This window comes from Bradyrhizobium huanghuaihaiense (assembly GCF_007830635.1).
GTDB lineage: Bacteria > Pseudomonadota > Alphaproteobacteria > Rhizobiales > Xanthobacteraceae > Bradyrhizobium > Bradyrhizobium huanghuaihaiense.
Window position 1 is genome coordinate 25,044 of sequence record NZ_VLLA01000033.1, and the last position, 12,909, is coordinate 37,952.

At 62.3% G+C, this 12,909-nt stretch carries 11 protein-coding genes; 6 read left to right on the top strand and 5 right to left on the bottom strand.

Translation table 11 applies throughout. The annotated features are described in order from the left end of the window. Positions 1–12: 12 nt before the first annotated feature. The 3 genes from IQ16_RS38635 to IQ16_RS38645 all read right to left on the bottom strand — a co-directional run bounded on the left by IQ16_RS38635 (position 13) and on the right by IQ16_RS38645 (position 3,700). Positions 13–1,065, bottom strand: coding sequence for an acyltransferase family protein (locus IQ16_RS38635; RefSeq protein ID WP_145832096.1), 1,053 nt, complete (start codon positions 1,063–1,065; stop codon positions 13–15). Between the two features lie 87 nt (positions 1,066–1,152). After that, positions 1,153–2,511, bottom strand: coding sequence for a hypothetical protein (locus tag IQ16_RS38640; protein ID WP_018644052.1), 1,359 nt, complete (start codon positions 2,509–2,511; stop codon positions 1,153–1,155). Positions 2,512–2,515: 4 nt separating this feature from the next. Beyond that, a complete protein-coding gene (locus IQ16_RS38645; RefSeq protein WP_018644051.1) occupies positions 2,516–3,700 on the bottom strand; it encodes an acyltransferase family protein in 1,185 nt (394 codons plus the stop codon). A gap of 266 nt (positions 3,701–3,966) precedes the next feature. Between IQ16_RS38645 and IQ16_RS38650 the strand changes: the two genes are divergently transcribed. From IQ16_RS38650 to IQ16_RS38675, 6 genes are all read left to right on the top strand, one after another. After that, entirely contained in the window at positions 3,967–5,346 is a 1,380-nt protein-coding gene (locus IQ16_RS38650; RefSeq protein ID WP_018644050.1) for an O-antigen ligase family protein, read from the top strand. Positions 5,347–5,420: 74 nt separating this feature from the next. After that, positions 5,421–6,020, top strand: coding sequence for a hypothetical protein (locus IQ16_RS38655; RefSeq protein WP_244636014.1), 600 nt, complete (start codon positions 5,421–5,423; stop codon positions 6,018–6,020). Between the two features lie 158 nt (positions 6,021–6,178). Next, positions 6,179–6,820, top strand: a complete 642-nt coding sequence (locus IQ16_RS38660; protein WP_018644048.1) for a transglutaminase-like cysteine peptidase — start codon at positions 6,179–6,181, stop codon at positions 6,818–6,820. A gap of 326 nt (positions 6,821–7,146) precedes the next feature. Beyond that, complete coding sequence (locus tag IQ16_RS38665; RefSeq protein ID WP_018644047.1) at positions 7,147–7,734, top strand: hypothetical protein; 588 nt, start codon at positions 7,147–7,149, stop codon at positions 7,732–7,734. 20 nt (positions 7,735–7,754) lie between these two features. Further along, positions 7,755–9,965 carry a GNVR domain-containing protein gene (locus IQ16_RS38670; protein WP_026312155.1) on the top strand — a complete coding sequence of 737 codons (2,211 nt, stop codon included), beginning with the start codon at positions 7,755–7,757 and terminating at the stop codon, positions 9,963–9,965. Beyond that, entirely contained in the window at positions 9,949–10,749 is an 801-nt protein-coding gene (locus IQ16_RS38675; RefSeq protein WP_018644045.1) for a hypothetical protein, read from the top strand. The genes IQ16_RS38670 and IQ16_RS38675 overlap by 17 nt, the downstream gene beginning before the upstream one ends. Before the next feature lie 2 nt (positions 10,750–10,751). Here IQ16_RS38675 and IQ16_RS46960 read toward each other — a convergent pair whose 3' ends face one another. After that, positions 10,752–10,928 carry a hypothetical protein gene (locus IQ16_RS46960; protein WP_018644044.1) on the bottom strand — a complete coding sequence of 59 codons (177 nt, stop codon included), beginning with the start codon at positions 10,926–10,928 and terminating at the stop codon, positions 10,752–10,754. Positions 10,929–11,168: 240 nt separating this feature from the next. Next, positions 11,169–12,593: an undecaprenyl-phosphate glucose phosphotransferase gene (locus tag IQ16_RS38685; protein WP_145832099.1), complete on the bottom strand. Its 1,425-nt coding sequence runs from the start codon at positions 12,591–12,593 to the stop codon at positions 11,169–11,171. Between the last annotated feature and the right edge of the window lie 316 nt (positions 12,594–12,909).

Consider the following 12,909-nt stretch of genomic DNA (forward strand, 5'->3'; position numbering starts at 1 on the left):
ATGGGAACGCGCTCAGGCGACATAACGGGCTTCACGACGCACTCCGAAAAACAGGCCCCGCAGCGCCGGATCGAGCAAGCGGCGGAGTCTCACCTCGATCAGCTCGTAGCTGACCGCACCCGCGATCAGCGAAGCAACCAGACCGAGGCCCGCAAAGGCGGCCCAGATCAGCCACAGATTGACGCCATGCGCCGCCAGCTTCACGCCGATGACCTGCAACGGAAATAGCGCGAAAGGATGGACCAAATAGAGGCTGTAACTGATCTTTCCGAGGAACTGCAGGAACCTGCCGCTCAGCGCAACGGCAACACCGGAGTCCGGAGCAAGGACCATTCCAAACAGCAGCGCTCCCGGCAGCAGCCCGACCAGCGGATGCACATGTTCGATCGACACGTACATGGCGGCGCCGCAGACGATGCCGGCCAGCACGCCGCGCCAGCCACCGATTCGGATCCGCCAGTCGATCAGACTGAACAGCAATCCGACGAGAAAGAAGGCGGCGATCGGCCGGAAGACAATGCCGGCAACACCGAGCAGGATGAACGGCGTCGCCAGCAACCAGTTCCTGCGCTGAACGGCCATCACGAAGATAATCGCGAACAGAATGTAGAACGCCCATTCGTAAGCCAGCGTCCAGGCGTTCTGCTGGCCGATCGGCAATCCCAGCGCGTCCGGCAGGAACGCGAGATTGACGAAGAACAGCTTGAGATATGTCGCCAGGTCGATGCCCTTGAAGAACTTGTAGCCGACCAGGGGGCCAGCCGTGAACAGGATCAGATGCAGGATCACGAACACGGGCAGGATTCGCAGGGCGCGATCGAGAAAGAACCTCGCGACACTGCGGTGGCGCATGAGGCTCGCCGGGATCAAGAAGCCGCTGATCATGAAGAACAGCTCGACCCCGTGCCCACCCATGTTGACCGTGGCTTCAAGCCACGGCCAGATCGGAGGCAGGAAGCCCGCCAGCAGCGGCATGTCCTGCAGATGCACGCTCAGCACGCTGAGCGCCGCGACGCCGCGCAGCCCCTGGATCGCCTCCACGAAATTCTTGCTGTCTCCGCTCACTGCTGCGATCCGATCCCGAGATGAAGGAAAGTTCCGGACCGGAGCCCGCGCTGCGCATCGCAGCTCATTGCATATGGCAACATGGCCTCACGCCGGCCGCGAAACCAGGTCATCGACGTCAGGCGCCAGCGGCGCCGCACTCGAGGCTATCCTGCCAGCCCTCCCCTTTTCTCGCGCGAAGACCTCGCTGAATACCACACTCAGCATGATCAAGCCGCTTGCCGGACCATAGGCCAGAACCGTGATGGTGAAGAGATTCATCGCGACCGCGAAAGAGAGCTTGTAGATGTCCCTGGTCCTCGCGACCGCGAGGATGACCAGGATCACGAACACCACGAAGATCGGCCCGAACATCAGATACGTGCCGAGGTAGAAATTATCCACCGGCACGTAGTAGCTGAGCTTGTTCGAGAACAGCAGCTGCGGATAGTTGAAGCATCCGAGGCCGCAGCCGAAGAAGAAGCCCACCGGCATGAGATCGGCCATGTAGACGAATGGCAGTTGCCAGCTGTTGTTGACGCGGTCCTGCAGGCTGTACAAGCTGCGCGATATGCTGACGAGCGAGCTGCCGGAGAACAGGGCCATCAGCAGCGCGGGTACGAGGATCGACAGGAACGACAGCAGCGCCATTCGGCGCAGCATGGGAAACTTCTCGCGCTCGGGCAGAAGCCGGACAATGACCAGACAAACGACGTAGATCACCATCACGCCCAGCGAGGTCTTGCTGGTCGTCAGCTTGATCGCATAGAGGCCGACCGGCGCCCAAAGCAGGCACCACAGCAGGCTGCGGCGCACGGACGTCACCACGTAGGTGATGAACACGAAGAAGGCGGCCATGGTGCTGTCGGCCGCAAGGCCAGCCAGCCGCGTCTCCGACGCCGCCCACCAGAGCCGGCTCGCCTGCCGCGTTCCTCCGAAGGTCTCGTAGGCGAAACCGACCCACGGCAGCTGAATACGGGAGGACAGGAAAATGCCGAAAATCGTGAGGTAAAAGAGGGGATGAATCCAGGCCAGCAGTCGCCGGTACTCGCCGAAATTGCGGCCGCAGAAGCAGAACCCCACGAACACCGGTGCGATCATCTTGAACGACGATATCATGCCGGTGAAGTAGCCGAGGAAGACGTATCCGAGATAAAGTGCAAACGCGATGTAGAACAGCGTCAGGATCGCAACCAGGCTTCTCCCCACCAGGATGTAGCGCTGGATGAACGCGAGGATGCAAACCATCGCGAAGATGTCGGGCAGGAACCAGATGGGGTCGATCTTGGCGACCGCCAGGTAATAGCGCAATGCGCCGGCGAGCGCGTCGCGATAGAAGTAGAGAACCAGCGCGATCGCCTCAAGATTGAAGGTCGAACCGCTCGCCTGCGCGCCATCGTCGATGGGCGGTTCCGCGAAGCGGAAGCCCGGAGCAACAAGCGTTGAAGATGATGGATGAGCGGCCATCGATTCACTCGGCTGCGGCGAGCGAATTGGCTGGACGGGGCCTGAGCAGCCCGAGAACCAGCCGCGACCCCGGCATTTCGATGGTGGTGTAGGTCAGGTTCGAAAGCGCGAGCACCGCGCCAACGAAAGCGACGAGCAGCACCGAGGCGGGCAAGCCGGGCAGCAGACCATCCAACGACTGGAAACGGGCCGTTCCAACGCCGCGCGTAAAATATTCGAGCAGGACGAGCACCAGCGCGTGGACCATGTAGATCGAATAGGACCGCTTGCCCAGCCACACCAGCGGCTTCGCCGTCAGCAGTTCGGGCAGCGGACGATTGGGGAACACCATCAGCGACCCGAGCAGGATCGCAAAGACAACCGGCGCGACGAAGCTGATGACCGGCAGCCACCCGACCACCGAGATGATCAAGATCGCCGTGACCGCCGCGCCGATCTGCACGACCGACTGAAGCACAGGGCTCACGTCCGGCCGCACCATTGCCGCCGCGCGAACCGTCAGCACCCCGAGGAAGAAGCTGAGAACGCAACGAACGATGCCGAACTGATAATGAAAGTCCAGGCTTTCCATCCGCAGCACGAACAGGATGATTCCGAGGCTGCCCACAACGAGCAGGATCGAGAGGGCGTAGACCATGCGGACATTCCTCGCGGCCTGCGCCACGAGCATCACGGCTGCGAAGACGAGGTAGGTGTAGAACTCCGCACTGATGCTCCAGCTCGGCCCGTTCCAGCTCAGATAGCCGATGATGCCGGACGCCTGCAGCAGCAGGAGGTTCACGACGAAGGAGACGTAGTTGTTGACCACCATCTCGGGTGACGCGAAGTGCAGGACGCCGATCGCCACCAGGCCCATCTTCATCAATCGAAACGACAGGAAGGCGAGCAACGTCGCAAGGTGAAGCGGATAGATTCGCGCAATACGCCGCGAGACGAAGTCACGGAAGTCGAACCCGCCGAATTCCGACTTCATGTAGCTCATCGAAATGACGATGCCGCTGAGCACGAAGAACAGGTCGACGCAGAGCCACGAATTATGAAAGAACGCGACGTCGATCCACGCCCGATGCGGCAGAATCGTCTTAAGCAACTCCGAGCCGACGAAATGGTGAACGACGACACACAAAGCCGCGATACCTCGAACGCTGTCGAGCGGCACGTAGTGAGCTTTGGGCTTATGAACCGGCAAGGCAGAGCACCTGACAATGAGCTAGAGCAAAATGCTGCGTCGCAACATAATGCCTTCCTTCGACCTGCGGTTCAACTGGCAACACTCAAATTGAACCGAGATTTATCGAGATGCTTAGCGCTCATCGTCGCTTGATGTTCGGCCGTTGCATCCATCGATGGTAAACGCGCCGATCGTGCTGAAATCGTGACAGGATGCGCAATAACTTGATCTCGCGCGAAGTTCTGATAGCTCCGTCTGCGCTGAGCTGAATGACAGAGGGGCCTTTGGGCGCGATATCGCGATTTTTCGCCGCAGCCGTGTTCGTGCTGGCGCCACTTCCGCTCGGATCCCTCGACCTCGCGTGGATTTGTGTCTGGAATTTGCTGCTCGTTTGCAGCCTGCTGACGGCTGATCTCTCAGTCGTGAGTCGTCGCAACGCCATGCTGCTGATTCCTGTGGCAGTCGCCGTCGCAACGGTGGGCGTCATGATTGCGTTACAAATGTGGAGCGACCCCACTGCACAATCCGCAGCCATCTGGGAACTGCCGCGACGGCTATTCGGCCTCGCATTGCCGGACCGCCTCTCCGCGACCGCGCGCGGCCCGTGGTTGGCATTTGGTTCGGTCCTGCTGCTGTCGCTCGCCTTCACCCGCGCAATCATTCTTGCAAGCGATGCGGGAGCCGCGCGCGCGCTGCTGCGAATACTGGCGTGGGCGGGCTGCCTGTATGCACTCTATGGAATTCTCGCCGAGCTGATCGCGCCTGACATGGTCCTGTTCAGGCAGAAGGACGCCTATCTGGGCTTCGCCACGGGAACGTTCGTCAACCGAAATACGGCGGCGACGTTCTGGGGCAGCTGCGCTCTGCTGTTTCTGGTGCCTCTCCTGCGCAGCATGCACCGTCAGGAAGGCGGCGCGCCAGCGCAACCGAACTGGCGATCGCGGCTGGAAGAGGTCCTTTCCGCGCCGATAGCGCTCGGCGCAGGCTTCGCGATCTGCACGATCGCGCTCGCCATGACCGGATCACGGGCGGGCCTGCTGCTGTCGGTCGGTGCGTTCGCGCTCGCCATCGTCCTTTATCTCATTCCTCTCGAGCTCGGCAGATCGAGGAAATGGCTGGTCATCGGAGGTTCGGCGGCGGCGGCGCTGGTGCTGTTGCAACTCGTCGGCGGCCTCGTGGCCGGCCGAATCATCGAATACGGGCTGATCGATCCTCAGCGGCTTGCCGCCTATCAGACATCAGCGGGAATCATCGCCGATCACCCGCTGCTCGGCATTGGACTGGGCAACTTCGAGGCGGTTTTTCCCGCCATTCGGCCCGCAGCACTCGGCAGTCTCGGCATCTGGGATCGCGCTCACAGCACACCACTGGAAATTGCCGTCGAATTGGGCATTCCCGCCTTCGCCGTGATCGCGCTCGTCAGCCTCTGGTGCTTTTACCATTTGTTCACCGGCAGCTTGCGCCGGAAGCGTGATCGCTACATACCCGTGATCGGCGCAAGCGTCGCCGTGTTGGGAGTTACACATAGCTGCATCGATTTCTCGCTACAAATCCCCGGCTACGGCGTGTTTTTCGCGGCCGTTGTCGGATGCGGCCTCGCGCAATCGCTACCGTCACAATTTCGAAAAGAACGTGGCAAGTTGGTGCAAATCGAGTTAAACTGAAAATATTGGAATTGGGCAGGGCAATGATTTGGAATTTTGATAGGCGCTTTGGCGCGATCGTCGGAGCACTGGCGATGTTCGCCGGAACGTCGGCGGCATTCGGCGCAACGGGTGTCAGCGCGGGCTGCGTTGCCAACACCGGGATCGTTTCGGCCGAACGTGCGACCGACTTTCTCGCCAATCCGAGCGGCCTGCTCGACCAGTTCAAGGACGGACAAGGCGGCCTCGCATCGGCTGTTCGCGACCTCCTGACCGCCCGCCCCGAGACCGTCGAAGGCATTGTCTCGCTGGCGAAGGCCAGCAGCGCCGATCAAAGCCGCGCCATCGGCGCGGGCCTCGGCACGGCCGCCTCGACCTGTGTCCTGTCGCAGCCTCAAGTTGCGCAGTTGATCCAGGAAGCGGTCCTCAGGACCGAGAATCCCGACCTCATCACCTCATTCACCAGCATCACCGGCGATATCCCGACCGAAGCGACGAACGGCGCCGATCCGACCGGCGAGACGACGGCCGGAGGCGGCCCGGGCGCGACCGCCGCGGAAGCCCGCGCCGGCGCGGCGAGCTCGACGACGCCCACGGCCCTGAATCAAGCCGGCCCCGGCGCGGCGTCGCAGACGCAGACACTGTTTGCAGCCACGACGACTTCGGTTCTGACCTCGGTAAGCCCGTCGCGCTGACGACGGGAATCGCTGCGTTGGCAGCGCATTAACCACCCTGCTCCGGCCGGTCCAGCGACCGGCCGATTTCGTTACAATTGTAAATTTCCGCGGAACCAAAGTTCAAATCGTTTGTGAGATACCCGTAGCGTCAACAAAAAAGACGAAACGGGGATGTCATGAGCTGGATCATCAAGTCGCTGGTCGCGATCGGGATCGCGTCGACCGGTGCTGCCGCCAAGGCCGAAATCGTGAACGACGGTTCGCTCAATCAGGCGAAGGGTACGTTCATCCGCGAGTACGACAATGCGCTCGCGCCGCTGCAGTTCGTCAAATTCTGCATGAACAACGGCAGCGAATGCGCCGCCGACTCTGCAGAGCGGACCCTGCCCTCGGGCGAGCGGGCCATGAGCATGCTGCGCGAGGTGAACAGCGCGGTCAACGCATCGATCACGCCGATGCAGAAATCGACCAATCCGATGGTGGCACGCTGGACGATTGCGCCGTCCGCCGGCGACTGCAACGACTACGCCGTCACCAAGCGTCATCAGCTGATCGAGATGGGCTGGCCGAGCTCGGCGCTGCGACTTGCAGTTGTGCTGACCAATGGCGGCCAGGGCCATCTCGTGCTGGTCGCGCGGCTCGCCGACGGCGACTTCGTCCTGGACAATCTGTCCGCTTCGGTGCGCCCCTGGAATGCGGCGGAATATGAGTGGATCTCGATGCAGTCCGCCGGCAATCCGCGGTTCTGGGTCGCGATCGGCGAGCATGGCGAGCGCCTTCGCGCCACCCGCCTCGCGATGCTGCGGACAGTCCAGTAACCGGACGACGTTTCAGTCTACCCGCCTCTCAGTCACAAGTTTCGACAGGCGCGAGGAGATGGTCGATGGACCGTCCCTCGCGCCTTTGTCGTGGGCAGTGGTGCTTGCCTAAGAATCGTGCTTCACGCATGCGGATATGTGCAAACGTTCGCTGATCTGCCTGATCGCAGCACAAGCTTCGTTCATGTTGAATTGCGGTGGCAAGGATGGCAATTCGGTCCGCGCTGGTTTATATTTTGCGCCGCACAAGAATTTGACATAGTTTTGGGCCATCAAGGACCTACGGCCTAAATCCCCACACTGCCATCAATCCTTCGCAACGAGATATGAGCGCGATCCTCCTCAAACTCGATAGCTTGTTGCGTGGCCATGCTGTGGCCTCACGGATCGCTGCGGCCCTCGTCGTTGCACTGTGCGCGAGCTTCGCAACGCCGGTGCGGGCTCAATGCGTCGACCGCGCCGAGCGCGCCCCTCCGGCCGCAGTCAGCGCCTTCATCGCGGACCCGACGGTCATTCTTCGATCGTCAAAGAACGACAGAGACAAGCTGACGGGCCGGCTGACCGGGGTGCTGGTGACGGATATCGCTGCACTCGATTCGGTCCGTGCGATGCTGCGCGAGGCCAGCCAGGCCGATCGCATTGCCATCGGCGCCGGGCTCCATCGTGCTGAAGACCGTTGCGTGTCCACCAAGCCCGACGTCGCACGCAGGATCAGCGAGTTCGTCGCCAAGCTGCACGACGGCGCCGTGCTCAAGGGATATTTCGGGGACCAGGATGCGGCGGCGGCGCCCGCGCCGGGCAGCCCCGCTCCACCTGCAGTCCCGGCAAGCTCAAGCTCGAGCGCCGGTCTGATGTCGGGTGAATGGAAGACCGAACTCGCCGATCCGTTCAAACCCGTCCCCCTTCCCGAGTGACAACCTCAAGATTTCCAGAAATGTTTCAGCCACGAGATCAGTTTCCGCACCGCCCGAGATATGCCATCGAGGTCGGTGGCACGACGCTCAGCGCCGAGCGCGCTCTGGACATCGTGCGACGCCAGTGGCCGCTGATCGCGGCCGTCGTGGCCGGCGCGCTCGCACTCGTCCTCGTCTACCTTATCGTCGCGACGCCGATGTACACGGCGAACGCGCGTATCCTGATGGATACGCGTCAGACCCAGGTGCTGGACAAGGACAGCGGAACGGCGAATGCGCTGATCGACCCGGGCTTCGTCGACAGTCAGGTCGAGATTCTCCAGTCCGACGACCTGCTGCTGTCGATCGTCCGGCGCTTGAAGCTTACCGAAGACGCGGAATTCAACGGCTCGGAGCCCGGATTGATTCCGCTGGTCATCGGCAAGGTCATCGGGCTGTTCGGATCGGACGGCCCTCCCAGCAAGGAGCGGGTCGAGCGGGGCGCGGTCGAGCTGCTTCAGAAGAATCTCAAGGTCGAGCGCGTGCTGACGACCTATGTTCTCTCCATGAATTACCGCTCGATCGATCCGAACAAGGCTGCGAAGATCGCCAACGCGATCGCGGACGCCTATATCGTGGGTGCTCTGGAGGCGAAGTATCAGTCGACCAAGCGCGCCGGCGAATGGCTTCAGCAGCGCAGTGCCGAGCTGCGCGAGCAGGCGACGGCCAGCGACCGCGCCGTGCAGACCTTCAAGGCTGAGAACAACATCGTCGGCACCAGCCGCGGCCTGATGAGCGAGCAACAGCTCGCCGACGCCAACTCGCAGCTGGTCACTGCGCGCGCGGCAACGGCAGAAGCCAAGGCTCGCCTTGACCGGATCGAGGCGCTGCTCGACAAGGATCTGGTCCAGCCGACGGTCACGGACGCCCTCAACAACACCGTCATCACGCGACTTCGCGCCCAATATCTCGACCTCGCGGCCCAGTACGCCGACTGGTCGAGCCGTTACGGCAAGACCCACCAGGCTGCCATCAACCTGTCCAACCGTATGGAAGAGCTGCGCAAGGCGATCGCGGACGAAGTCCGCCGCATCGCGGACGCCTATCGCAGCGAATACGAGATTGCCAAGAGCCGCGAGACGTCGCTGGACGAAAATCTCAAGAATCTCGTGGCCCAGGCCAGCAGCACCAGCCAGGCCCAGGTCAAGCTGCGCGACCTCGAGAGCGCGGCGGACACCTATCGCAACCTCTACAACAACTTCCTCGAAAAGCTCCAGAACGCGACGCAGAATCAGAGCTTCCCGATAAGTGAAGCACGCATCATCAGCACGGCGGTCAAGCCGGACAAGAAGAGCTCGCCCAAGACGCTGCTGGCGCTGGCCGGCGGCCTCCTCGGTGGCCTCTGCTTCGGCTTTGGTGCCGCTTTCACGAAGGAGCTGATGAGCGACGTACTGCGCTCTCCGAGCGACGTCGAGGATCAGCTCGGGGTGAAATGCCTCGGTGTCCTCCCCGACATTCGTCCGGCAAGAGCGTCGGCGGACCATCCGGAAGCGAACGTATCCAGTTACGTCGTCGAGCACCCGTTCTCGCGATTTGCCGAGACGCTACGAAACATCAAGGTGTCGATCGACGTCGCGCGGCTCTCGCGCGAGGTCAAGGTGATCGGCATCCTCTCGTCCCTGCCGAAGGAAGGAAAAACCACGGTCGCCGCCAATTTCGGTCATTTGACCGCGTTGACCGGCCACCGCACGCTGCTGATCGACGGCGACCTCCATACGCGCTCGCTGACGCGGGCGCTGGCCCCCCATTCCAAGACCGGCCTCGTCGAGGCCCTCAAGGATCCGCGCTCGTTCGGCTATCACATCCAGCGCAGCAAGGAGAGCGGGCTCGACTTCCTGCCCTCCGTGGTCGCGTCGCGCATGGTCAATTCGGCGGACGTGATCGCCTCCAAGGCGATGGCCGACCTGCTCGCGGTGGTGCGCGAGGAGTATGAGTACATCGTCATCGATCTGGCGCCGGTGATGCCGGTGACGGACGCGAAGGCGGTCAGCCATCTCGTCGACGCCATGGTCTACGTCATCGAGTGGGGCCGCACGAGCCGCAACGCGCTGCAGGAGTCGATGGCGAGCTCCGAAGGCATCCAGAAGAAGCTCCTCGGCGCCGTGCTCAACCGCGCCAATCCGAAGATGCTGAAGCGGATCGAGGCGTACAAAGGCTCGCACTACAACAGCTATTATGTCGAGGGAGCCTAGCGCCACCGAACCGGCAGCGCAGGCGGGAGAACGGGCGTTTCGCTGGCTTCTGCGCGGCTCGACCGTCGCACTCGCTGCGGTCACGCTGGTCTGGATCGCTGCCGTCGTCCCCGATGTAACCAATCCCGCGGTTCCGCAGATCGCCGGCCGTGTCGCGCGCGGCGAGCGCTATGAGGTCGATCGGTTGAGATGGATCGTCGCGGACAATCTGCCGTCCGCGCGCCGGTTATGCAGCGCCAAGACGCTGCGCGAACTGCTGCTGCTGCAGCTCGCGATCGCCGACGATTCCGCGCGCACAGGCAACCTGAAACAGATCGACGTCGACACCGACGCGGTCGCGTCCACGAGCCAGGCGTTGCTCGCGTGTGCACCGACCGAAGGGTTTGGCTGGTTCGGCAGCTACTGGGCCGAAATTCGCCAGGTGGGCTTTGGACCGCGAACGGCGGAGCTGCTCGACCTGTCCTATCGCTTCGCGCCGCACGAGGCCTGGCTCCAGCTCATCCGCGCCCCGCTCGCGCTTCGTGTCTTCCACGCGGCCTCGCCCGCACTCAGGGATTACGCCGCCCAGGACTTCGCCGACATCTTCCAGGCCCGCCTGTTCCCCAGCGCCGCCACGCTCTATCAGGCGGCAGGGACGGCGGCGCGGATTGCGCTGCTCGACCGCACTTGCACGGCCCCCGAAGCCGATCGCGACCTGTTCTCGCATTTCGTCGCGGAGAAGGGGCTGCGGATTCGTCACCGCTGCTATCCAGCCGACGGCGACGGCTTTCGTGTGAGCCGCTAGACCTACTTCAGCTCGGTTCGCGGCTCACCCTGCGGGCGGGTTTCGGGCAGGTAGTGCAGGAAGAACGTGGTCAGCCCGCGGCGGCTGCGCAGGATCGGCGATTCGAAATACTTCCAGGACACATGCGCGACAGCGTGGAAGATCACGAAGCCGATGGCTGCGCCCGCGATGATCTCCACGCGCGACGAGCAGAGAAGCGAACCTGCCGTGTCCGTTCGCAGCCCATCCTTGCGGGATCGTGATCGCACCACCGAACGCGGGCGGGCCGAAATTCCAGAGCGACGGGGTGTGGATGGCGGTGTGGTTGAAGCCCGATACCGTGTCGAGTTCGCAGTTCGCCAATGATCAGGAATTGCTGGTTCTGCTCTTTGGACGGAGACCGAAAGCTACAGCCTCCCGGTTCTCAACTGCAGCCCGGCTCAGTAGGCTTCCTGGTGGATCAGCGCCAATGCGGTCTTCAGGATGATCCTGATGTCGAGCCAGATGCTCCAGTTACTGACGTACCAGACGTCGTACTCGACCCGCTTTTCCATCAGATCGATGGTCGGCGTCTCGCCGCGGAAGCCGTTGACCTGGGCCCAACCGGTCAGGCCCGGCTTCATGTGATGCCGGTAGACGTAATTGCTGATGAGCTGGTCGTAGTAATTGTCGTGCGCGAGCGCATGCGGGCGCGGCCCGACCAGCGACATCTCGCCGCGCAAAACGTTCCAGAGCTGCGGCAGCTCGTCGATGCTGGTCCGCCGCAGCACGCGGCCGACACGGGTCACCCGCGCGTCACTCTTGGTCGCCTGCGTGACGACATGACCGTTCTCCGCCACGGTCATCGAGCGGAACTTCCAGATCTCGAACTGCTTGCCGTTGAAGCCGCGCCGGAACTGCTTGAAGATCACCGTGCCCTTGGAATCGAGCTTGATCATGATCGCCGCCGTCACCAGCAGCGGCGCCAGCAACAAAAGCGCGAACGAGGCAATGCCGATGTCGAGGCAGCGCTTCTGCGCCTGCTCGAACACGCTGAGCGGCGCACGCTGGATCTCGATCGCGACCGTGCCGCTGACGGGCTGGAACGGGCGCGAGACCAGATCGGCGATCGGAAAATCCGGCAGCAGGCGGATCGGCTGCGGAACGACGCGCAGGTGCTGGCTCAGCTTCTGGAGAAGCGGCATCTCGTCCCAGTCGATGACCAGGAGATATTCTTCCACGTCCGCGGTCCGGGCCTGACGAATGATGTCGCGGATCTCGCGATCCCAGCCTGCGCCCTCCTCGGACGGCTCGAGCACGAAATGCCGCACGACGTTGAAGCCGTGCTTGCGCAGATCCTTGAAGCGGGTCGAGGTGAAATCGAGCGGCTTGAGGCTGAGCAGCACGACCTTGCGGTCGACGAGACGGCCCTTGGCATAGCTCGAGGTGAGGCCGAGGCGCCACAACGCGCGCAGTCCGCCCAGGGCAATGCCGCCGGTCGCGGCGAAGAGCAGCGTGGTTCCGCGCGACAGATCCGCAGACGATTTGAGCAAGAACGCCTCGACGGCGAGAATGGTCAGCGAGATCAGCCAGACCGCCAGGCTCTTGCGCAGCTGCCACATCGTGTTCAGCAGGCGATGGTGATCGTAGACGCCCTGGAGGTAGGCGATCATCACGAACACCGCGGCGACGACGAGACCTGCTCCGACGGATGAATCCTGCTCGACCACCAGCACGCGATACAAACCGCTCGCCGCGAAATAGCTGAGCAGCACCGCGACGAAGTCACCGGCGATCAAAGCCACCTGGAGGGGTCTCTGGAGGGCACCGCGTCGGTTCGATATATCCGAATAATAGTTTTCCGAACCGTAAGTTGCTACAGCCATCCGAACCTCGCTGCCTCGTCACGCTCTCGCAATGGATGCGAGCAATTCAATCGAAAATTTTCGACGTGCGCCGAAGTATATCTTAACTAAACAAAGCGACATTGCGGCAGTGCACCGAAAAAATCAAATCGATTTTTATGCAATGCAGCGTCGCTGCGAGAGAATGCTCAAACTACTGTCACACACGTGACAATTATGCGGGCATCACGCCACGATTTCCGTCAAATCGCGTCATTTGCGCGCAGCGCGTCGCGCGCATTTGAACCACTGTTCAACCATTCCGCTTAAGCCGTTATTAGCTCGCGGCCATTAACAC

Excerpts from the sequence above, each read along its gene's own strand:
- IQ16_RS38665 (WP_018644047.1), top strand. The coding sequence starts at position 7,147 with ATGAGCGCGATCCTCCTCAAACTCGATAGCTTGTTGCGTGGCCATGCT.
- IQ16_RS38660 (WP_018644048.1), top strand. The coding sequence starts at position 6,179 with ATGAGCTGGATCATCAAGTCGCTGGTCGCGATCGGGATCGCGTCGACC.
- IQ16_RS38640 (WP_018644052.1), bottom strand. The coding sequence starts at position 2,511 with ATGGCCGCTCATCCATCATCTTCAACGCTTGTTGCTCCGGGCTTCCGC.
- IQ16_RS38675 (WP_018644045.1), top strand. The coding sequence starts at position 9,949 with ATGTCGAGGGAGCCTAGCGCCACCGAACCGGCAGCGCAGGCGGGAGAA.
- IQ16_RS38670 (WP_026312155.1), top strand. The coding sequence starts at position 7,755 with ATGTTTCAGCCACGAGATCAGTTTCCGCACCGCCCGAGATATGCCATC.
- IQ16_RS38655 (WP_244636014.1), top strand. The coding sequence starts at position 5,421 with ATGTTCGCCGGAACGTCGGCGGCATTCGGCGCAACGGGTGTCAGCGCG.
- IQ16_RS38685 (WP_145832099.1), bottom strand. The coding sequence starts at position 12,593 with ATGGCTGTAGCAACTTACGGTTCGGAAAACTATTATTCGGATATATCG.